The organism is Nocardia sp. CDC519 (assembly GCF_059509835.1).
This window is the reverse complement of sequence record NZ_CM183377.1, coordinates 2,489,867-2,512,164: the sequence shown is the minus strand read 5'-3', so window position 1 is coordinate 2,512,164 and position 22,298 is coordinate 2,489,867. Positions and strand designations below refer to the sequence as shown.

Annotated in this window: 19 protein-coding genes; all 19 read right to left on the bottom strand. The window is 69.2% G+C overall.

The window, feature by feature from the left end; all coding sequences use genetic code 11:
- Positions 1–68: 68 nt before the first annotated feature.
- The 19 genes from AC5W7N_RS11315 to secD all read right to left on the bottom strand — a co-directional run bounded on the left by AC5W7N_RS11315 (position 69) and on the right by secD (position 22,245).
- Entirely contained in the window at positions 69–1,751 is a 1,683-nt protein-coding gene (locus AC5W7N_RS11315; RefSeq protein ID WP_163814637.1) for a peptidoglycan DD-metalloendopeptidase family protein, read from the bottom strand.
- A 16-nt stretch (positions 1,752–1,767) separates the two neighbouring features.
- Positions 1,768–2,049: a transposase gene (locus AC5W7N_RS11310; protein ID WP_234012184.1), complete on the bottom strand. Its 282-nt coding sequence runs from the start codon at positions 2,047–2,049 to the stop codon at positions 1,768–1,770.
- 23 nt (positions 2,050–2,072) lie between these two features.
- The gene (locus AC5W7N_RS11305) at positions 2,073–4,181 is read right to left on the bottom strand and encodes a putative type IV secretion/conjugal transfer ATPase (protein WP_495923645.1); all 2,109 of its coding nucleotides are present in this window, start codon (positions 4,179–4,181) and stop codon (positions 2,073–2,075) included.
- A gap of 7 nt (positions 4,182–4,188) precedes the next feature.
- Positions 4,189–5,679: an SCO6880 family protein gene (locus AC5W7N_RS11300; RefSeq protein WP_163814639.1), complete on the bottom strand. Its 1,491-nt coding sequence runs from the start codon at positions 5,677–5,679 to the stop codon at positions 4,189–4,191.
- A complete protein-coding gene (locus AC5W7N_RS11295; protein WP_163814640.1) occupies positions 5,676–7,151 on the bottom strand; it encodes a hypothetical protein in 1,476 nt (491 codons plus the stop codon). Before AC5W7N_RS11295 ends, AC5W7N_RS11300 begins: the two co-directional genes overlap by 4 nt.
- Positions 7,152–7,258: 107 nt before the next feature.
- Complete coding sequence (locus tag AC5W7N_RS11290; protein ID WP_163814641.1) at positions 7,259–8,077, bottom strand: DUF8175 domain-containg protein; 819 nt, start codon at positions 8,075–8,077, stop codon at positions 7,259–7,261.
- Entirely contained in the window at positions 8,074–8,676 is a 603-nt protein-coding gene (locus tag AC5W7N_RS11285; protein WP_280210560.1) for a DUF8175 domain-containg protein, read from the bottom strand. Before AC5W7N_RS11285 ends, AC5W7N_RS11290 begins: the two co-directional genes overlap by 4 nt.
- 83 nt (positions 8,677–8,759) lie before the next feature.
- A complete protein-coding gene (locus tag AC5W7N_RS11280) occupies positions 8,760–9,029 on the bottom strand; it encodes a hypothetical protein (RefSeq protein WP_228806469.1) in 270 nt (89 codons plus the stop codon).
- A gap of 8 nt (positions 9,030–9,037) precedes the next feature.
- Positions 9,038–9,334: a hypothetical protein gene (locus tag AC5W7N_RS11275; RefSeq protein WP_014351788.1), complete on the bottom strand. Its 297-nt coding sequence runs from the start codon at positions 9,332–9,334 to the stop codon at positions 9,038–9,040.
- A 61-nt stretch (positions 9,335–9,395) separates the two neighbouring features.
- On the bottom strand, positions 9,396–9,779 hold the full coding sequence (locus AC5W7N_RS11270; protein ID WP_495923642.1) for a hypothetical protein: 384 nt from the start codon (positions 9,777–9,779) through the stop codon (positions 9,396–9,398).
- 36 nt (positions 9,780–9,815) lie between these two features.
- Positions 9,816–10,457 (bottom strand): hypothetical protein, encoded by a 642-nt coding sequence (locus AC5W7N_RS11265; RefSeq protein WP_163814642.1) that lies wholly within the window; start codon positions 10,455–10,457, stop codon positions 9,816–9,818.
- Positions 10,454–11,329, bottom strand: a complete 876-nt coding sequence (locus AC5W7N_RS11260) for a MinD/ParA family ATP-binding protein (RefSeq protein WP_163814643.1) — start codon at positions 11,327–11,329, stop codon at positions 10,454–10,456. Before AC5W7N_RS11260 ends, AC5W7N_RS11265 begins: the two co-directional genes overlap by 4 nt.
- 15 nt (positions 11,330–11,344) lie before the next feature.
- Positions 11,345–12,256, bottom strand: coding sequence for a DUF8176 domain-containing protein (locus AC5W7N_RS11255; RefSeq protein ID WP_175585943.1), 912 nt, complete (start codon positions 12,254–12,256; stop codon positions 11,345–11,347).
- Between the two features lie 57 nt (positions 12,257–12,313).
- On the bottom strand, positions 12,314–13,834 hold the full coding sequence (locus AC5W7N_RS11250) for a cutinase family protein (protein ID WP_194990692.1): 1,521 nt from the start codon (positions 13,832–13,834) through the stop codon (positions 12,314–12,316).
- 429 nt (positions 13,835–14,263) lie between these two features.
- A complete protein-coding gene (locus AC5W7N_RS11245) occupies positions 14,264–16,681 on the bottom strand; it encodes a RelA/SpoT family protein (RefSeq protein ID WP_163814645.1) in 2,418 nt (805 codons plus the stop codon).
- A gap of 278 nt (positions 16,682–16,959) precedes the next feature.
- Positions 16,960–17,532 (bottom strand): adenine phosphoribosyltransferase, encoded by a 573-nt coding sequence (locus tag AC5W7N_RS11240; protein WP_228806470.1) that lies wholly within the window; start codon positions 17,530–17,532, stop codon positions 16,960–16,962.
- Positions 17,533–17,564: 32 nt separating this feature from the next.
- Positions 17,565–19,295, bottom strand: coding sequence for an ABC transporter substrate-binding protein (locus tag AC5W7N_RS11235; RefSeq protein WP_163814646.1), 1,731 nt, complete (start codon positions 19,293–19,295; stop codon positions 17,565–17,567).
- Positions 19,296–19,312: 17 nt separating this feature from the next.
- Positions 19,313–20,503 carry a protein translocase subunit SecF gene (gene secF, locus AC5W7N_RS11230; RefSeq protein WP_163814647.1) on the bottom strand — a complete coding sequence of 397 codons (1,191 nt, stop codon included), beginning with the start codon at positions 20,501–20,503 and terminating at the stop codon, positions 19,313–19,315.
- Positions 20,500–22,245 (bottom strand): protein translocase subunit SecD, encoded by a 1,746-nt coding sequence (secD, locus tag AC5W7N_RS11225; protein WP_195007043.1) that lies wholly within the window; start codon positions 22,243–22,245, stop codon positions 20,500–20,502. Before secD ends, secF begins: the two co-directional genes overlap by 4 nt.
- Between the last annotated feature and the right edge of the window lie 53 nt (positions 22,246–22,298).

Genomic DNA, 22,298 nt, shown 5'->3' with positions numbered 1-22,298 from the left:
CCGCGCCGATACCCTGCTCTTCCAGGCTAACCGTCCCCGCCGCCGGTTCGGCGCTGCCGCACGCGTGTTCACAGCACTCTCCTCGCTCGTGCGTCGCCGGGCACCGGCGCCTCGGCCACCCCACCCGCGGAACCCGCGGTCGCGCCCGGCGCGGAGCGGATCATCTGCCCGTCACCGGCGTAGACACCCACCTGCGCGGGACCACGCGGTCCGAAATCGCTGAACACCAGGTCACCCGGCTCGATCGCGCTCAACGGCACCTCCACTCCGGCTTCCCACTGCTGTTCGGCGGTGCGCGGCAGGGTGATCGAGCCCGAGGACGCCGCGAAGACCGCCGCCGCGGTCAGACCCGGACCGTCCAGGCCGCCCCCGGTGGGCCCCTGCGGGCCACCGCCGCCCCACACGTACGGGGTGCCGAGCCACTCGTGGGCGGCCTGCACGACCTGGCTGCCCTCGGTCCCCTCCCCCGGCACGAATCGTCCGAGCGATCCCGGCGCACGGTACTGCGGCTCCATCGCCAGGATGTTCGCCACGTACGGGTGGGTCTCGGAATAGTGCGCGGCAACCTGATTCGGCATGCCGCCGGAGGCGAGTACGGCGCCCTCACCGGCGTTGTAGGCGGCCAGCGTCAAGGAGACCAGATCACCCTGCACCCGGCCCTGCGACAGCCAGCCGGAGATCTTGTGCGCGATGGCGCACATATAGCGACCCTGACCGACGATGGCGTCACCGTCGTCCCACACACTGGCCACACCATTGCCGTCGGCATCGATCACATACGGTTGGCCGTCATCGGGATTGATGCTCGCCGCCGTTCCCGGGAGGAACTGCGCCAATCCCTGCGCGCCCGCGGGCGAGGTGGCGCCCCGGCGGAAGCCGGACTCCTGCCTGCCCTGGGCGGCCAGCAGCGACGGCGTGATCTCCGGGCAGATCGAACCGGCGCGCCGGTACCAGATCTCGAGTTCGGGCGGAACCTTGCCATCGGCGAGCGCTCCTCCCGCGCTGCCGAAGCCACGCACACAGCGTGGGTCGTCGGAGAACGCGCGCGCACCACCGACATCCGGAGTCGGGGCGCCCTCCAGCCACGGCATCGGATCGATCTGACGGCCACCGGTGAACCGCCCACCCGGCACCACCTCGAAATGCAGGTGCGGGCCGCTGGATTCGCCGGCCGAGCCGACATAGCCGATATGCTGTCCGGCGCGCACGGTCTCCCCCACCCGCACCAGGACGCCGCTGTCCCACATATGGCCGTACACCGCCGAATACGCGCGGCCGTTGGTGTCGACCGAGTCGACAACGATCCAGTTACCGAATCCGGACGCCGGACCGGCCGCGACCACCCGGCCGTCGCCGACCGAGAAGATCGGCGTGCCGTCGGCGGCCGCCATGTCCACACCCTTGTGCCCGCCACCGCGCGAGCCGAAGACGTCGGAAATGCTGTAGGTGCCGGTGGCCAACGGCAACGTCCGCCGCAGAGACCCGACACCGGCGGCCAGCGACGGCGTCGCGGTGACGGCCGGATTCGCCTGCGCCGCAGGTGTGCCCGTGCCGGATGTGGGCGAGGCACCGGCGGCCCGTGGATCGCCGGGCGCATAACCACCCAGCGGCGGCAGCATCGTCTGGGTGGGACCGAGAACCTCGCCGCCCTCGCACGGGTCGTCCACCGAGGGCAGCACGATCACCACCACCAGCGTCATCAGGCCGAGCGCGGCTCCGACGACGAGCGCCAGCACCGAGCGCACGTTCATGACACCCTCGCAGGGTTCACGTGCGGCGCCGGGCTTCGTTGAGCGTGTCGGCCAGCGCCCGGTTCATCTCCGCCGCCGCCGCCAGCTGCTGCTGCAACAGTGCGACCTTGCGGCGCAGGGCGACGGCGTCCATGCGTTCCAGGCTCGGGCCTTCCGCGGCCCGCACCCAGTTGCGCACCGAATTGGTGTGCACGCCGATCTGTTCGGCGACCACCCGGCACGCCTCCGATTCGCTGCGTAGTTTCCCGGTGAGCGCGATGACCTGCTCGACGGCGGCGTCACGCACCTCGGGCGACACTTTGCGATAAGACCGGTGCGGCATCATGCTGCGCTCCCACCCGCCGAATCCGAACCACCCGGTTCCGGGCCGCCCGCAGGGCCCGGCACCCGCGTGAACTCGTCGAAACGCTGGTTGGTGTCGTGGATTCCGCTTTCCTTCTCCGACAACGTGAACTCCATGTGGAACGGAATTCCCGGCCTGCGGTCCTCGCCGATCTTCAGCAGGAACTTGCCGGTGCCCGGCGGAGACGGCCGCACCTGCCCGGGCTTGAGCGCCTCGCCGGTCAGGGCCTGCGGCGCCGACCATCCGGTGACCATCTCCTCTTCGGCAGCGGTGAACGGAATCGTGCTGTCGAGGCGTTTGATCTCCTCGGCGGGCAGCGCACCGAAAATCTTGGCGCGCGCCCGTTCCAGGAAACCGAGCGCCTTGGCGATGGCCGCTTCCGAACCCAGCGACTGCAAATCCTTGATGGTGTGGCTGATCATGATCAGCGCGGTGGCGATGCCACGTTGCAGACGAGTCAGTTCGTCGACCCGGTCGACCATGAAATCGCCGAGACCGAGCACCTGCCACAGCTCGTCCATCACCACCTGGAAATAGCGTTGTGGCGCCATCCCCGCATCGGTGAGCGTGTGCGCGGCCTCCACGGCGGCGAATCCGTCGGCCCAGCAAGCCAGCATGACCGCGGCCTTGAGCTTCTTGTCGCCCTGCGGGATATGCGAGACGTCGATGCACACCGCGACCGAATCGGTGTCGATGGGCACCGAGGTCTGGCCGTTGAACACCGCGCCGAACGGACCCTGGGTGAGCGCGCGCAGCGACCGGCGCAGATTCTTGATCGCCACCTGGTATTCGGACTCGTTGTCCGCGCCGGCGTCGAGCATCAATTCCTCGCCGCCCGCGACGATCACCTCGAGCAGGTTGTCCATGATGGGCGGCTTGTCCGGGGTGAACCCGCTGCCCGGCCGGTACAGGATGCGCAGGGCGGTGGAGATGAGCGTCTCCTCGAAATCGCGCACCCGCGCACCGCGTACCAACTCGACCAGACCGGCGATCAGCGTCACCTGCCGGGCCCGCAGATCCTGCAACACCTGCAATTGCAGGGCGGGAAGGTGATCGAGCTGCGGCACCACCTGGCCGAGCACGCCCGCGGCCAGCGGGTTGAGCTTGCCGTGACCGTAACCGAGATCGATCACCTGGCCGCCGACCATCTCCACCATCTTGCGATAGTCGGGCTTGACGTCGGCCAGGATCAACGGCGTGATGCCCTGGGCGATCCCGCCGAGCACGATCCGACGCACCAGCGACGATTTACCGAAGCCGTTGAGCCCGAGCACGAACAGGCTCGGCGCGGTGATGAAGCTACCGCGCATGAACCAGTTCATCGGGTCGAAGCAGACCGGCGCCCCGGTGTGCAGATGCGAACCGAGCGGAGTACCGATCAGCGGCGCGCCGGCACCGACCGACCACGGCCACAGGCCCGCGACCTGTGCGGTGGTGGCGCGATACTCGACGGGCCTGCCCACCACGTTCATCCGGCCGCCGCCCGGGCCCGCATAGCCGCGGTCGGTGAGCTGTGCGGTCTGCCGGTCGAAGCCGTCGACGTAGGTCTGCTCGGCGCGGGCGGCGTAGTTGCGGCGGCGGATATCGTCGGTGCGGATACGGAAGGTGGCCCAGGCCGCGCGCAGCCCGGACTGCTCCCGGCTGATCATCTCCAGCCGCGCGCGGGTGTCGTCGTCGAGCAGCGGCGGCCCGGACTGTTGCCGCTTGTCCGCCTTGGCTTTCGCGCGCTGTGTGGCCCGATCCTGCCTCGGATTGCGCATCGCGCGGTCGGCGGTCTTGTCGAACTTCACCGGACGTGCCCGCGCGGCATCGGTGCGGTTGGGGCGGGCGCGTCCACCGCGACCTGGCTGTGCACCGGCGGCCTTGTCGGTGCCCGGTACGTCGGCACGCGAACGTTCACCGTCGGGTCGTGGCGCACCGGCGCGCGGACGACGTCCGCCGCTGCCGCGCCGCTCCCGGGCGGGCTCCTCCCGTGGGGTCTCGCGCCGACGCTCGGGGCGTGCCCATTCGTCGTGATCGGCCTCGGTCCGCCGGGGCCGGCGGACGTCCTCGCGCTCCCGTACGGGTGGCTCGTGCTCGCGTGCCATCAATCGCTCACCCCGCAAGTGCTTTCGGAATCGTCGCGTGTTCGGGCAGGATCACTCCGCAGCCGAGTGAGGCCGCGAAGGCCGCCGCCTGGTAGCGGTAGCACCGCCGGATCTTCAACCGCGCCTGGGTGGACAGGTCACGGGTGATCGCCTCGATCCGCGGCAGATCACCGCGCAGGGGCTCGGTGATGGTCACCAGCGCCCCGAAGCGGGTCACGCCGTGTCCACGCGCCTGCTCCTCGCGGGCCTGCTGGGTGGCGCCGACCCGCAGGGTCGCCGACGCGGAGACGACTCCGCGTTCGCTCTGCTGCGCCACCAGCGCGTTCTTGAAGTCGTCATCGACGATCTCGGCGGCGTCGGCGGCTGAATGCGGACGGTACACGATCGCGATACGCTTACGCGGCACTTCGGGATTCGGGGCGAGCAGCCGCTGCAGGACCCGTTCGTCGACGGCGCCTTCCGGGGCCGCGTCCATCTCCCAGGTGACCGAACGACCACCGTCGTGCACGAAGTGATCCCACTTCTCGTCGTGCGAGACCGGGCCCGCGTCGGCCCAGTCCAGGCCGTGGCCTTCGGGTTCACCCGCGGCCACCTCGAGATCGGCCTGCGAGGCGGGATCGTAGCTGCGCCGGATGAACGAGATCACCTCATCGGCCGACATCGGCTGCGCGCGCACGCCCGCCTCGGCCAGGGCGGCGCAGATGCCGGGCAGCCTGCGCCCGATCTCCACCGCTTCCTCGGCCGGGTTCTTGCGGCGCTCGGCCGTGGTGGCCTTGAACGTGATGGCCACCCGCGGCAGCAATTGCACGCGCTCCTGCGGCAATTCGGTGGCCAGCTCGTACATCACCTGCTGGGCCAGCTCCGGCGCCTCCGGCCGGGTGATCGTGGATACCTCGGTGAGCAGCCGGTTCCCGGTTTCGGGCACGGTGTCGATCACCGGGACGACGGCGACGATATCGCTGGTCTGGCCCACCGAGGCGAGGAAGGTGCCCCAGGCCGAGACCCAGCGGTCGATCACCGGCTGGTCGACCGCCTCATGGCCCTGGGGCCAGGCCCGCAGCACCACGGTGTACTGGGCGAACTGCGGCAGATGGATCATGCCGAAGCTGTAGCCGCCCGCGTCGATGCCCTCGTACAGCTTCGACGGAGCCAGCAGCCCGGGCAGCCGGGTGACCCCGCCGGGGATCCGGGAGAACCGGCCGCCGCGGTACACGTGCTCGCCGCGACTGCGCGAACGCATCCAGTTGAACATCATCAATCCCGTCTCGTAGCCGGAGCGGCCCCCCGTCCGCCACACCAGTGGAACCATGATTGCGACGCCGACGCCACCCACGATCAGCCCCCATTGGAAACCGCCGACCATCGCGGTGATCAGGGCGGTGATCACGACGACGAAACCGAGCACGGTCTCTTCCCAGCGCAGGCCGAAAAGGCCGGCGCTGCGCGGTTTCTGCCACAGGCCGTAGGAACGGCGCTCGTAGGTGTCGAGGTTCGTCATCGCGGAATGGTGCTCCTCCCGAGGTCGGGTGAGCGGTTGGCCCAGCGGTCGCCCGCGACATCACCCATGACTTGATCTGCCCGGTTCATCCCGGAGGTGGCGGCCCTGGCCGCGCCGATCCGGCCCGCCGCGCGCGCCGCACCGGACGGTACCCCGGCCGCCCCCGCGGGTGCGCCGGAGGCCCGTGGCGGTTGGCCCGCCGCACCTCCGCCGCCGCCTCGGGGTGGCGGCGCAGGTCGGGGTGCGCCGCCCCCGCGCCCGCCGCTACCACCGGGCGGCGGGCTACCCGCACCGCCGAAGTATCCGGCCGACCCGGGCGCCGCGGCGCCCTTCACCCCGACGGCCTTGGTGCCGGCGAGGGCACCGATGCCCGCGGCGGCCAGCAGCGTGCCGCCGGTCGCGGTCAGACCGGAGCCGCCGCTGCCGACGATCGCCACGGCCGGGGTGACCAGGCGCATCAGCGCGGGCAGCACGAACGCCACACTGCACAACAGCACGATCGAGACCAGCATGCGCTGGGCCTGTTCGGCATCCGGCAGCCCGGAGGTGGAGGTCAGCTCGTCGACGTGGCCCGCGGTGGTGAACGCGATCATGTAGACGATGGCGGCGACCGGTTTCCACAGCATGAACGCGATGATCCAGCCCACCAGCTTCTGATAGGACTGCTTACCGGTGTTCATCCCCGACGCCGCGGCCGCCAGGGGCAGCACACCGGCGGCGATCACCAGCAGGCCCTGCCGGACGATGGCGAGCACGATCTGCGCCAACGCGCCGAGCAGGCCGACGATCGCGATGATCAAAACCAAACCTGGCGAGAAGGCTTGCAGCTTACTGGTTTTCACCATCAGCTCGGCCAGGTTCTTGGCATTGCCGTTGGTGGAATCATTGATGATCCACTCGGCGAACCGATCCGAGGCCACCGTGCCCGCGACGATCACCGCACCGAGCATCCAGGAGCTGAACACCACCCGCGCGAACATCCGGAACGATTCGGCCGCTTCGTTCATCACGGCCCCGCGTCTGGCTTCGGCCAATCTCAGGCCCGAGATCATCACCGACGCGATGAGCAGCAGAATCTGTACCTGATAGGTGTAGTCGTTGATCTTGGTGAACAACGCGCCGGAATCACTGACGGCTTCGTTGGGCACCTTCATCCAGAAGGTCAGCGCCAGGATGATCGCCTCGCCGAGACCCTTCATCAGCGAATCGACGACCTTGCCGAAGGTCGAATCCCATGCCTTGTCCTTCACCGCGGTCGCGGCCTGGCCGGGATGGGAGGCCGCATTGCCCGCCTTGCACACCGCCGAGGCCGCGTCACCGAGCGAGACGCCGGGAATGCCGACGTTGTCGAGGGTTTCGTGGATCTCGTTGCATGCCTCGTCGAAGCCGTAGGTCTGGCCGTAGGCCACCGTCGGCGTCGCGATCATCACCGTGAAGATGACCGCGAAGATCGTGACAATCCGCCTCACCATGGGAACCCCTCGGTCTCGTGCGGGGAATCGGTCCGGTCGAGCTGTTCGCCTGTCACCCTCGTGCGCTTTCCCTGTGCGTGTGGCCGTCTCGGTACTGCGCGATGCCGTCACCATGCCGTCCACCCCTCGAGCGTTTCGATGTACTCCGCCGGCGGGTTCTCCGAGGTGGTCGGCTTCAGCCGCCAGTCACCGGCGTCCCACACCATGATCATCCGCATCGCCACCCACAACTGCTTGCCGTCCACCACCTGCGCGCGGGTGGCCAGCCGCACGATGGCCATATCGTCGGCGTAATCGTCGACCTTGAACGCATCGGAGGCGACGAAATACCTGGTCACGCTTTCCGGCTGCTGTTCGGGCAGCCGATCGGCCTCCAGCGCGCGATCGTAGGCCGCGATCTGCTGCGCCGACACCCGCACCTGCCGCACATACAGATCCCGGTGCGCCGGTCGGGCATTGAGCCGGTAGGTGATCTGCGCCGCGGCCAGCGCCGCACCCTGCGGGGTGTGCGCGTAGCCCACCGCGAGACCGTCTTCGATGCGCGTCGGCCCGTCGGAGGTGGAGAACGGCACCGAAGCGCCGTACACCCGCTGCCAGCCACGCGGTTGCGTGGTTCCGGCAGGCGCCGCGGTCAGCCAATCCGGGTCCGAGGGCTTGGCCTGCGATTCGGGATTCTGCGGAAGCGGCTGTCCCGCGGGGTTGTTCGGGATGTCGACCCGGCGGCCGAAGATGTCGACCTCCGGTTCGGCGAATCCCTCCGACCCCGGCCCGTCGACCACCGAGACGCTGCCCTGGCCGGCCGGCTCGTCATCGCCGCCGACATAGACGAAGACCCCGACGATCACGATGAGCGTCAGCACCGCGGCGGAGGCGACGACGCCGAAGGAGACGCGATCGCGCGCGTACGGCTCCTTCTTCTCGCTCACTGCGGGGCCTCCAATATCACGATGTCGCTGGGTAATTCGTCGATGTCGTCGACCGCGGGTTCGGTCGAGTCCGGGTCGGGCAGCCGTAACCTCCAGTCTTCGCCGAACCATTCGACGACGGTGTGGTTCACCGCCATCGAACTGTCCGAATACTCGGTATAGACGTCCACGGTGGAGCGTTCATCGGTGTATCCGGTGATCTTGTAGCCGAGTAACCGCGGCGCGTACTCCGGTGACGCCGGTCCGGTGATGGACAGCAGCAGCCGATTCACCACCCACTCGTCCTTACCGGGGCCCGGTAACACCTCCGCGGCGACCACCTTCGGCCACTGGCTGTCGGTAGCCACCGACAATCGCACCGTGTGGGTGATGGCGGCGACCGCGGCACCGGGCGGCGAATGATCGAAGCCCGTTGCCGCGCCGTCGGATTCGTGCGCGGGCCCCTGGTCGGTGTGTGGCAGGGCCACTCCCTGGAAGGGCTCCCAGCGTACGTTCGACGGCGGGGTGGACAGACCGGGGCCCGCGTTGTCGCCGTTCGCGCAGCCGACCGCGGCCAGCAGCATCGTCGCCGCGAACGCGCCCGCGGCCGGTCCGCGCACACCACGCCACCTCGCATGGCGGCAGACGGGCGCACACACTGTGGAGTTCATCGGCTGGTGGTTCTCTGTTCGATGCCGTCGGCTCATGCAGGCAGGAAGGCCAGCGCGATTCCGGAGGCCGTGCTGGCCACCCCCGCGCCGAGCAGACTCATGAGGACGCCGTGCGAGGAGTCGTTCATCGCCAGGTCGCCGCGGAACGCGATCCACAGCTTGCCCGCCGAGACGATCATCCAGGCCAGGCAACCGATGAGCACGAACCACAGCAGCCAGTTCAGCAACTGCATGATCGGCTCGACGACCTCGGCCGGCATCTGTTTGTAGGCCAGCAATTCCATGGCCCGCATACTGGACATCGTCGACCTCACGTCCCGATGACGGCGTTCATGATGGTGCCCGCGCTGGTGGCGACGACACCGCCGATCATGGCGCCCGCCACCATCTTCGGCGATTCCAGGCCGCCGCCGGTCCACTTCTCCCAGGCGAATTTACCGCCGGCGTAGGTGATGCCGCAGATGCCCGACAGCAGCACGAACCAGGTCAGGTAGCGCACCAGCTGCAGGATCTTCTCCGACCCGGGAGGCGCCTCGGGTGTCGGATTGCCCACCTGGGCGAGAACGGTGCCGTATGTGTCCTGCACGGCGAGGAGGATCGTGCTCATCGGGTGCCTTTCTCGATGGGTGGAGGGGTGGATATCGACGGCATCGCACACAATTCGCTCATCAGTGCCCCGGTGGGTTGGTGGTCATGGGTGGCCGGTCCCATCCCGGCTGCGCGGGCGGCGCGCCGTTCGGGTTCGGGGTGGCGGGGCCCGGCGGCGGGTTCCACCCCGGTCCGGCGTGCTGACCGTGCGGTGGAACCGGCTGCGGGCCGGGAGCATTCCAGCCGGGCGACTGCCCCGGTGCCGCCCAGCCGTGCGGGGCGGGCGGTGCGGGTGCGCGCCGGCGATCGGAACTCGCGACCCGGAGCAGGACGAAGATCACCACGCCGATGGCGACCAGCGGAAGGCCGATCAGCAGCGCCCAGATTCCCCAGCGACTCGCCTGCAATCCGGCGTCCGTTGCGGGCGGAGCCTCCGGCGTCGGATTGCCCACCTGCGCCAGCACCGCCTGCGCCCCCCTCGTGCAGCATCATGGCCGGACTCATCGCATCCCCTCCTCGTTCGCCTCGTCGGCGATGCTCTCGCGGGCGGCCGCGACGATCTCGGCACCGAGATCACGCACTTCCAGCGGAACTTCGTCGAGCGGGTCGATCCTGCGTTTCTTCAGCGGCGGTTCCACCCCCGGCGCCCACACCGGCAGCTTCTCCGGTTCGACGAGGGTCCATTCCTCATACCACGGCACCTGCCACAGCCGCCCGGCCAGCGAGCCGACGACCTCGCGGTAGCGGCGGATCTCGGCGGGCATGCGGCCCGGGCGCGCCGCGACGGTGATCAGCCCGAGCACCTCCGACGGACCGGCGAAACCGGCATGGTGCTGGCGCAGCAGGTCATGGGCGCGGGTCAGACCGGCGATGGTTTCGCGGCATACCAGCACGACGAACGGCGATTCGCGGTCGAAGACGCCGGGCCAGCGGCGGCCCGAATCCGCCGCGGGCGCGAGCACGTGCGCGAGGCTACTGGCTCCGGCCCCGCCGTGCACACCGAGCAACCAGACCAGCGGCGCACGCCCGGCACCGGGCACCGGGCGGTCCCAGATGGGCGCGCGCCGCGACTCCGGTGGGGCGATCACCCCGGCCGGTGTGGATTCGGGTTTGCGGCGGCGAAGATTCATGGCGGCGGTCATGATGCCACCCCGGCGAGAAGACGCCCATACGCTCGACGCGTCTGATCGTCGAGCGAGATGTGGCGCACGAGTTCACCGCGCGCCAGATGCGTGTCGTAGGGGATTTCCACGATGTCGCGAACCCAGCCGGACAGATGTTCACGCAAATGGTCGGCAACTCGGGAATCGACGCCGGGCTGCTGATGCGAGATGACGATGGTGGTGTCGCCGACGATGCCGCTGCCCGGCCCGTCGACGGCGTCGCCGAACTCGTCGTCGAGCCATTCCAGCGTGACGCGCAGCCGGTTGGCGGCGTCGGTTCGCGCCGGAATGGCAAGCACCAGAGCGACATCCGCGTCATCGAGCAGCGGCCGCAGCTGACGTCCGGCAATCGGATGGCCACCGTCGTAGACGGCGGTGTAGCCGGCGTCGTCGATGGCGCGGGCGACCGTGAGATAACTCGCACGCCTGCGCAGTGGTGCCGCATCGCGCCACAGCAGTCCGAACCCGGAGGTCGAGCGCGACAGGCATTCCTTCAGCGGAGCCGGTTCGTCGTCGCCGCGGCCGTACAACCACGACTGCAGGCTGATCGGATGCAGGTGTTCGTCGGCGCCGCGCAGCCCGAGATCACTGCCCGCGGCGGTCGCGTCCACCGCGACGGTCTGCGCCCCCGACAGGGCGAGCTCACCCGCAAGGCCCAACGCCGTCGTGGTGGTCCCCGCACCACCGCAACCGCCCACCACCAGGACCGGCCGATACCCGGTGCGTCCGCCACGGGTGGACCCGCGCTCGCCGCGCAACCGCACCACCGGAGCCTTGCTGCGCCCGGAGCGGTCCGACGGCGCGCCGGCATCCGGCGCATCGTCGAGCCAACGGCTCCAGTCGTCTCCCATCGCTCTGCTCTCCCTCTATCCGGCCGTGATACCCGTGATGAGGGTGCGGCCGCCGATCACCGCGGTGGTGACCATCTGCTTGCTGTAGGTGGCCGGTTGGCCATCGGGCCGGTATTCGGTGACTTCGACCGAGTAACGGCCCTGTTCGAGGGTCACGATGCGCACACAGTGCGTGGTGCCCTCGGCGATGCTGTCGATACCGCGCTGGATCACCGAGGCCGGCGAGACCGGCGCGTCGGGAGCGACGACTTCGCGGGCCAGCGCCGCGGAACGGTCGACGTAGTAGGCGTACTGGAAGCGCAGGATCGCGTCGGGGCCGGAGCCGGTGCCGCCGGCCTCCGCGCTGCGCACCACCTCGTCGGTGCGTTCGGTCGGACACCGCTGCGCAGGCCCGGCGGCGGAATCGGAGCTGCCCGCGGTGAACTGGACCGCGGTCTCCTCGCCGGCACGGCGCTCGCCGGAGCCACCCAGCAGATACAGCACGCCGGCCGCGGCGGCGGCCAGCAGCAGCACCGTCGCGAGCAGTACCAGGACCGCGCGCGTCCGGCCGCCACCGGAACTCTTCACCGCGGTGCGCAGGTCGCGCGCCGCGCCGAGGCGCACCGGTTCGGCGATCTCCTCCGGATCGTCGTCGGGCCACGGGAACCGGACCACGTCACCATTGCGCGGGGTGTAGTCGTCGTCGGGGCCGGGCGCGCGGTCGGCCACCCAGTCCGACCAGCCGCCGGTGAATTCGCTGCGCCGCACGGGCGGCTCGGGAGGCGCGACGGGTTCCTCGTCGTGGATGTAGTCGGGGTACCTCGCGGGGCCGTCGTCCTCGTCCGCGACCGGCGCGCTCTCCTCGGCGGGGCGTGCCGGGGCGCTCGACCCGGCGTCCGGCTCGAGGGCGTCGTACCAACGATCGAGATGTTTGTACGACTTCAACATTCCCCCATTCCCGCAGATCGGGGCGCGTGGTGTCGCATCGTCGAACCCTCTCGGCGATCAGTTCGTGGAGAACGGGTAGGTGGTGGGTGTGTCGGGTCGTTCGGTCGTCGCGATCGGTTCGATGGTTCGGTCCGCAGTCGCGCCGCCAAAGGAGGCGCCGTCGACTCCTGTCCCAAAGGGAAATTGTCCCGTACCCGATTGGTCAGGTGAAGTCGACGCGCCGGGGCCGGGCTCGGTGAATCCCGGCGCGGGCGCCCGCGGGGCGTCCTGCGCGGTCTCCGAGCCCGGCTGGGGCGCAGTATCGGAACCGAAGGTGCCGGCCAGATCCCTGGCGACGGCGGCGAACCAGTCGGCCACGAACTTCGTCGGAGCGTCGCCGTCGGCCGACACGGTGGCGGTGCCGTAGGCACCGTGCCGCTGGACGGTATCCCAATACCGCACCCAGGTGGTGGTATTGAGCAGTTCTTTGTTGTCGGTGATGTTCTGCACCACGGCGTCGAAGGCCTGATTCACCAGGCGCACGCCGGTGGTGGGCGGGATGAGCTGCGGAATCGCGCCCACCAGTTTGGTGCCGAGGGCGAGCAACGCGGCGGGCGGATTGCTCAGCCCGGCCGTGGCCAAGTCGGCAATGGCGGCCGGGTTCAGCACCGTGCGCACCACGGTGACCACGGCGTTCAGTCCGATCATGCCCACTTTGAGCAGGGCGCGCAGGGCGGCCGGGATGTCGAGCGGGGTGCGCGGGTCGGCGGCATCGGCCAGACGCTGGGAGATCGACTTCTTCGGCGAGATCGACAGACTCGCCAGCGAATTGCCCTGGATATCCTCGTTGACCACCTTCGTCGCGGTCTTGATCGAGGTGTAGGCCAGGGCCTGAGCGACCGAGACCAGCGAGGCGATCGGATCGCCACCACTGAGCTTGGCCTGACCGGCGATCGTGGCCACCGCTTTCAGGATGGGCGCGCCCTCCGGGGCGTCACAGGCGAGATCGCCTGCCGCGCAGAAACTGGCCACCCGGCCGGTGAGCGCGCCGAAGTTCTCGGCCTTGTCGCGTTCGGGACCGATGCCGCCACCGCTGGCGGGTGCCTGCGGCAGCGCCACGATCCGCGCGAGTTCCGCACCGGCGGTCCCGGGCGCGGCGTCGGGCGTGGCCTTGCCCGGCGCACCGGGGAACAGCGGTGCGCCCGGATTGCGGGTCGGGTCGGCGAACAGCGCTACCGCGGCGACCTTTTCGGGCGGCAGCACGCCGCTACCCTGCCCGACTTCCTGGGCGAAGATCGAGGCCACGTGCGCGCCCTGGGAGTAGCCGACGATGCCGAACCTGGTGTTCGGGCAGCGTTCGGCCACCGACGACGCCATGCTGCGCAGCCTCGACAACCCTCCGGCTACCGATTCCGAATACGGCACCACCCCACCGCCGGTGGCACCGCCGAAGCCGGATTCATAAGGCACGTAAGCGCGCTCGACGAGCCCGTCATCTGGAGCTTCGGCCATCATCGGCAGGAAGACCGTGGACAGCATTCCGGTGTCGGTGGTGGGTGCGGCGTCCGGGGACGACTGGCCGGTGCCCTGAATCCCCAAGGCATACAGCGCAGGACAGCTATCAATCGGCAAATTCGTCGACGGGCCCGCGACATTCGGAGCCTGCGCCGCCGCCACACCGCCCGTGACCGTACCCGCGGTAGCGGTCGACACAGCGACGGTGAGCGCGATCAGCAGCCCCGAAAATCGTGTCGTGCATCCAGCCATAGCGACCCGCAATCCGTATTGCAGAAGTTACCTGAGCGCCGTGAAACGCAATAGACCGTAACAGATTCCGGCTATCACCGCTGAAGCGGAGGAAAGTTTACACGGCGCACCGCTCGACCCCGGATACGCCACGGCGCGGCGATGCGAAACCGTGCCAAAGTTTCCGAACTCGTCGACGAGCTTGCCAAGCCCCCATGACATCTGGACGGCCTGCGGCAGCCCTGCGAAGCTTGGGCGACGACCCAGCCGAAGGCCGCTGGATCAGGCTGCTGAGGTCACCCGATAGACGTCGTAGACGCCCTCGACATTGCGCACGACGTTGAGAATGTGGCCCAGGTGCTTGGGATCGCCCATCTCGAAGGTGAACTTGCTGATCGCCACCCGGTCGCCGTGGGTGGCGACGGAGGCGGACAGGATGTTCACCTTCTCGTCGGCGAGCACCTTGGTGACATCGGAGAGCAACCGCGTGCGGTCCAGCGCCTCGATCTGGATGGCCACCAGGAACACCGACGACGGCGATGGCGCCCACTCCACGTCGATGATGCGTTCGGACTGGGCCTGCAACGAACCGGCGTTGGTGCAGTCGACCCGGTGCACGCTCACCGCGCCGCCGCGGGTCACGAAGCCCATGATCTCGTCGCCGGGCACCGGTGTACAGCATTTGGCCAGCTTGGCCACCGTGCCCTCGGCGCCGGGAATGAGCACGCCTGCGTCACCGGAGACACGCTGGCGGGCCGGGGTGGTCGACGGCGTGGAGCGTTCGGCGAGTTCGTTCTCCACATCGCCGATGCCGCCGAGCTGGGCCATCAGCCGCTGCACGACGTGGTGCGCGGAGACCTGGTGCTCACCGACGGCCGTGTAGAGCGCGGAGATGTCGGTGTAGTGCAGCTCCTTGGCGACCGCGTTCATCGCGTCGACGTTCATCAGCCGCTGCAGCGGCAGCCCGACCCGGCGGACTTCCTTGTTGATCTGCTCCTTGCCGCTTTCCAGCGCCTCTTCGCGGCGCTCCTTGGCGAACCATTGCCGGATCTTGGCCTTGGCGCGCGGGGAGACCACGAAGCTCTGCCAGTCGCGGCTGGGGCCTGCGTTCTGCGCCTTCGAGGTGAACACCTCGACGACCTCGCCGTTCTCCAGCTGACGTTCCAGCGCGACGAGCCTGCCGTTGACCCGGGCACCGATGCAGCGGTGCCCGACCTCGGTGTGCACCGCGTAGGCGAAGTCCACCGGGGTGGATTTCTGGGGCAGGGTGATCACATCACCCTTGGGGGTGAACACGAAGATTTCCGGGGCCTTGAGGTCGAACCGCAGCGACTCCAGGAACTCGGCCGGATCGGCGGCCTCACGCTGCCAGTCGAGCAGCTGGCGCATCCACGCCATATCGTCGACTTCGGCGGTATCGCTGGAGTGCTTGCCGCGGGTCTCCTTGTACCGCCAGTGCGCGGCGATGCCGAACTCGGCGGTGCGGTGCATGTCCTGGGTGCGGATCTGCACTTCCAGCGGCTTGCCGTCGGGGCCGACGACCGTGGTGTGCAACGACTGGTAGACGCCGTAGCGGGGCTGGGCGATGTAATCCTTGAACCGCCCGGCCATCGGCTGCCACAGCGAGTGCACCACGCCGACGGCGGCGTAGCAGTCACGCACCTCGTCGCACAGGATGCGGATGCCGACCAGGTCGTGGATGTCGTCGAAGTCCTTACCCTTGACGATCATCTTCTGATAGATCGACCAGTAATGCTTGGGCCTGCCCTCGACGACGGCGTTGATCCGGCTGGCCGCCAGGGTGTTGACGATCTCGGCACGCACCTTGGCCAGGTAGGTGTCGCGCGAGGGCGCGCGGTCGGCGACCAGGCGCACGATCTCGTCGTACTTCTTGGGGTGCAGGATCGCGAACGCGAGGTCCTCGAGTTCCCATTTCACGGTGGCCATGCCGAGCCGGTGGGCCAGCGGCGCGATGACCTCGAGGGTCTCCTTTGCCTTCTTGGCCTGCTTCTCCGGCGGCAGGAACCGCATGGTGCGCATATTGTGCAGCCGGTCGGCCACCTTGATCACCAGCACGCGCGGATCGCGCGCCATCGCGATGATCATCTTGCGGATGGTCTCGGCCTCGGCCGCCGCCCCCAGATTGACCTTGTCCAGCTTGGTGACGCCGTCGACCAGGTGCGCGACCTCGGGACCGAAATCAGCGGTGAGCTGCTCGAGCGAGTACCCGGTGTCCTCCACGGTGTCGTGCAGAAGTGCCGCGACCAGCGTGGTGGTGTCCATGCCGAGCTCGGCGAGGATATTGGCCACCGCCAGCGGATGGGTGATGTAGGGGTCGCCGGACTTGCGGAACTGCTTGGCGTGCCGTTCGTCGGCGACGTCGAAGGCCCGCTGCAACAGCGTGAGGTTCGCCTTCGGGTAGAGCTCGCGATGCACCGTGGCCAGCGGCTCGAGCACCGGTTTGACCGCCGCGATGCCGCGCTGACCGGTCATTCGCCGAGCCAGCCGCGCCCGCACCCGCCGCGACGCCGACGTCGGCACCGCGGCCGCGCCGGGCTGGCGCACCACACCGGGATTGGGCCCTGGGGTCGCGGGTCGCGCGGGCTGGGCCGCTGCACCATCGGACGAGGTGGCCGGCGCACCGCCGGGCCGCGAGGCAGCCGATTGCTCGACGTTCGCCTCGCCCAGATGCTGAGTCATGCCACCACCTCTCCACGCCGTGGCCGGAACCTCATCCGACCACCGCAACCTCCCAGACCATCAACTCTAGCCTTCGCCTCGGCCAGCCGTTCGGCAACAGGTTGCCGAACCCGTTTACTGGCACTGCCGTACCGAAGTACAACGCTCGAACGGGAGCCCGCTCTTCCCCTGCCCGCGACTGCCGGCACCCGGGGTGGCCAGCAGCGGCGAGGCGGTGCGGACCGGGCAACAAGATCGCCGGCGGTCCCGGGAACGGGACGGAGGTCGCTCGCTCGCGATCAGACCGTGACGATGGCCGACAGCGGGTAGTCGCCCTGCCGTTTGCGCCCGCCGAGAGCTTCCAGCTCCAGCACCACCGCGGCCGCCACGATCTCGGCGCCGGCCTGGGTGAACAAGTCGGCCGCGGCGGCGAGGGTGCCGCCGGTGGCGAGGACGTCGTCGAGGAGCAGGACGCGGCGGCCGACGAGGGAGACGCCGTCGGCGGGGATTTCCAGGGCGGCCTTGCCGTATTCGAGGTCGTATTCGCGGGTGACGACCGGGGGCGGCAGTTTGCCCGCCTTGCGGACGGCGATGACGCCGGTGCCGAGGGTGGCGGCGACGCCTGCGCCGAGCAGGAAGCCGCGGGCGTCGACGGCGGCGACGAGGTCGGCGTCGGGGGCGTTGGCGGCCAGGCAGTCGATGACGGTGCGGAAGCCTTCGGGGTCGGCGAAGACCGGGGTGAGATCGGCGAAGCGGACGCCGGGCTCGGGGAAGTCGTCACGCCAGCGGGTCAGCTGCTGGACGATCTGCGCGGCCTTGCTTGTCCGCTCGGCGACTGCGTCGTCGGATTCGATCGCCGCGTGCTTGCTCATCGACACCTCTCCATAGTCACATCACCCACAACTCACCGCTTCAGTACCCACCGGTCCATGTTCCAACCGGTACCCGCCTGGGTGGGGGCCGCGATGCCGTTCTGCAAACCGTTGCCGAAGGCGATGGTGCGCGGCGTGGCGAACAACGGAATGCTCGGCAGCTGCGCCCACAGCAGGCCCTCGGCCTCGGTGAGCAGATTCAGCCGTGTGGTCGAGTTGTCGTCGGCCGCAAGCTGATCGGTGATCGCATCGTAACGGCCGTTGCCGAATCGCCCGAAATTCAGTCCGCTACCGGTCCGCAACGCGCTGGTCGCGGCCACGCCGTCCAGCGAGCCCGCCGGGCCGGGGACGCTCGCGGTACTTCCGAGCACGGCGTCCACCGCTCCGGCGGACAGCTGGGCCGGGCGGAAATCGGGGGCGCCCGCGTCCACGACGGTGATACCTGCGGGTTTGCAGGATTCGGCGATCTTGGCCACGGTGCGGGCGCGGCGGTCGTCGGGAGTCTGGTAGCCGACGCGGATGGTCAGCGCCGGGGCGCCCGCTGCCGCCAGTGCGGCCTTCGCCCCGTCCACATCGACGCTGCGATACGGTTCTGCGCCGCCGATGATCGCCGGGTAGTAGAGCGAATCCTGTTGCAGGATACGGGAGTTCAGCGGGCCGGAGCCGAGACCCGACTCCGGGGCCTCCGGCACCTTGCCCAGCTCGTCGAACAGCGCCTGGCGCGGAACACACGAGGCGAAGGCGCGCCGGGCCTCGACCGAGCCGAGCACACCGCCGGTGGACAGCACCAGCTGCTCGGCACCACGGCCCGGCACCTGCTGCACCTCGAAACCGCCCAGCTCGAGCCCGGGCACCGACCCGGCCCCGATATCGACCACGCTCACCGCGCCCTCGCCCACCTTGGCCGCCAGATCGGTGGACTTCGGCCACACCACCACACGACCGGTCTCGGGCTTGTTGCCCCACCAGCGTTCGTTGGCCACCAGCACCAGACCCTCGTCCTCGGTGAACGATTCGATCCGGTACGGCCCCGACGACGGGAAGCGGCTCACGTCCAGCTCACCGGGGGCCAGCGTCCAACCGCTGTTCCAGAAATCCGCCAGCCGTTGGATGGCACCGGGGTCGCCGGACTGCATCACCGACACCACATTCGGCACATTCGCCGCCCGCGCGGCGATATGCGCGGGCATCAGCTCACCGGCGGTGAACAGGTTGCGCCACGGCAGGTAGCGGCGGTCGGGCCGGAACACCACCGTCGCGTCCTTGGATCCGGGCAGGCATTCGATCCGCTCGATGTCCTCGTATCCGGCGGTGCTCGCGGCGTCGAAGAGCGGTACCGGGCCGCCGTCGCCGGGCCGGGTGAAGCGCCCGCTGCGCGCCGCCCAGGCCAGCACGAGATCATCGCAGGAGGTGGGCACGCCGTCGGAGTACACGCCGTCGGGGTTGAGCCGGTACTGGATGGTCTGGGACTCCCCCGGCACCTCCTTGGCGGTGCCGACGTCGGTGTCGGCGACCTGCTGGCCGTCCGGCCCGGTGTAGAAGAAGCCGGTCAGCACCCGGCCGAACACCGCGGTGGCGCCGGTGCTCGCGCCGAGCGTGCTGCCGCCGTTGTAGCTGGCGACAGCCGCGTCGACGGCGAATCCGATGGACGGGACCTGGCTTTCACTCGAACATCCGGCGGCCAGTCCGGCCGCCACCGCCGCGGCAGCCGTGGCCGCGAGCAGTCGATGCGGCCTGCGCAGGAAACCTCGCGGCTGACGCATGACCCGACCCCCTGTCGTCAGTGGTTCTTCCGGTGTCGTTTTCCGCTCGGCCGGGCCCCGGGACGCGGCCCGGTATCGCGGGTACGCCGCGGTGTCTCAGGAGTTTCGCGGGCGGGCACCGCACCCGCACGACGACCGGCGCCCGCCTTCGCCCCGCTCGCGCCGGCGCGCTTGGCGAGCACCTTCTTGGTGTGTGCCGCGACCGGACCGAAGCGTTCCTTGATCGACACCAGCACCGGGACGGCGAAGAAGATCGATGAGTACGCGCCGACGATCATGCCGACCAGCTGCACCAGCGCCAGATCCTTCAGCGTGCCGACGCCGAGCAACCACACCGCGATGACCAGCATGCCGATGATCGGCAGGATGCCGATGACGGTGGTGTTGATCGATCGCATCAGGGTCTGGTTGGCGGCCAGATTCGCCTGCTCGGCATAGGTGCGCCTGGTCAGATGCAGCACGCCGCGGGTGTTCTCCTCGACCTTGTCGAATACCACGACGTTGTCGTAGAGCACGAAGCCGAGGATGGTGAGCAGACCGATCACCGCGGCCGGGGTCACCTCGAAACCGACCAGTGAATAGATGCCCGCGGTGACGATGAGGTTGAAGAACAGCGACGCGATCGCGGCGATGGACATATCACGTTCGAAGCGGATCGCGATATAGATCATCGTCAGCACGACGAACACCAGCAGCGCGATCACCGCCTGCCGAGTGATCTGGCTGCCCCAGGTCTCACTGATCTCGGCGATGCTGATCGCGTTGCGCGTCACCTCGCCGTCGGCGTTCTTGGGCTGGAATTCGTCGAACAGCGCGGTCTGCAGGGCCGCGGTCTGCTCGAGGTCGAGGGTCTCCGAGCGCACCTGGATGGTGGCCGAATCGCCGGAGCCGACCTTCTGCACCGTCACCGGCTCGTGGCCGATGGTCTCGGTGTAGACGTCCTCGACCTGCTGGGTGGTCGCGGTATCGCTGGCGGGCAGCTGGATGCGCGAACCACCGGCGAAGTCGATGCCGAGGGTGAAGCCGCGCACGACGATGCTCAGGATCGACAGCAGCAGGAAGATCGCGCTCAGCGTGTAGAACAGCCGCCTGCGTCCGACGATTTCGAAGCCACCGGTGCCGGTGTAGAGGCGTTCGAAGAAACTGTGCCGCGGGGCGGGCGCCCGGTTGGGGGCGTCGGGCTCCAGGGTCGGGCTCGAGGTGCTCATCGTGCGGTCTCCTTCACCAGCGCCGGTCCGCCGGCGCCGCGTTCCCTGGCAATCTGCTGGATCACACCGAGGCCGTTCACCGACGGCTTGGCCCAGAACGGCGAGCGCGACGCCAGCATCATCAGCGGCGCGGTGACCAGATAGAGCACGATGACGTCGAGCACGGTGGTCAGGCCGAGGGTGAAGGCGAAGCCCTTGACCTGCCCGGCGGCCAGGATGTAGAGCACGACGGCGGCGATGAGGCTGACCGTCTTACCCGAGAGGTTGGTGCGCTGGGCGCGGGCCCAGCCGCGTGGCACCGCGGACCGGAAGCTACGGCCCTCCCGCATCTCGTCCTTGATGCGTTCGAAGAACACCACGAACGAGTCGGCGGTCATACCGATACCGATGATCAGACCCGCGATACCGGCCAGGTCGAGGGTGAACCCGATCCAGCGCCCGAGCAGCACGATCAGGCCGTACACCGCCACACCGGCGGCGACCAGCGACAAACCGGCGAGGAAGCCGAGCATCCGGTAGTACAGCAGGCAGTACAGCAGCACCACGATCATGCCGATGGCGCCGGCGATCAGACCCGCGCGCAGCGAGGACAGACCGAGCGTGGCGGAAACGGTCTCGGCTTCGGAGGTCTGGAACGACAGCGGCAGCGAACCGTACTTCAGCGTGTTGGCCAGTTCCTTGGCGCTGGAGGCGGTGAAGTTGCCCGAGATCTGGGTGCTGCCACCCTGCTGCGGGCCCTGCTGCACCACCGGCGCGCTGACGACCTGCGAGTCGAGCACGAACGCCACCCGCTTGTAGACGTACTCACCGGTGAGGTCGGCCCATGCGTCCGAACCACTGGACTTGAATTCCAGGGTGACCTCGTGGCGCGCCTGCTGCTGGTTGAGGCCGGAGGTCGCGTCCTTGATCTCCTGGCCGTCGATGCGGCTCGGGCCGAGCAGGTAGACCTCGCTGCCGTCGGTCGCGCAGGTGACCAGCGGCTTGGTGGGATCGTCGTTGCCGGCCAGCGGGTCGGGCTTGCTGCAATCCATCGCCGCCATCGCGGCCTGCTGGATCGCCGGATCCTCGCTCTGCCTGGTCGCCTTCGCGGCCGCGATCTCCTGTTGGCTGCGTTCCTGCGGCGTCAGGTCGGCGTCGTCGGCGGGCGGCGCCGGTGCGGGGGTGGGTGCGGGCGAAGGGGCGGGCTCGGTCGGCGCCTGAGCCGGGAAGACCCGGTTCTGGGCTGCGGGAGCCTGACCGCCTGCGGGCGCGGACCCGGTCGGCGCCGGAGCGGTGCCGGTCGGCGCGGGCGCCTGTCCTGGTGTGCCGGTCGCCGGCGGCTGGGTGCCCTGGCCCGGCTGCGGCGCGGGCGCGCTGCCCGGCGCGGGCGCGGCCTGCAACACGGGGCGGATGTAGAGCTTGGCGGTGGTGGCCAGCGAGCGGGCCTGCTGACTGTCGTCGCCGGGCACGGTGATCACCAGATTGTCGCCGTCGATGACGACCTCGGAACCGGAGACGCCGAGGCCGTTGACCCGGTTCTCGATGATGCCCTGGGCCTGCTTCAAGCTGTCCTGGCTCGGCTTGCTGCCATCGGGGGTGCGGGCGGTCAGCGTGACCCGGGTGCCACCCTGCAGGTCGATGCCGAGCTTCGGTGTCGGGGCTTTGTCACCGGTGAAGAACACCAGCGCGTAGATCACGGCCAGTAGCGCGGCATAGACACCGAGCAACCTGAACGGATGCGCCGATCCCTGGGAAGGTGGCACAGTTGGTCATCTCCTAGGCGGAAGTCGAGGTGGAACAGGCGGGCACACGCCGA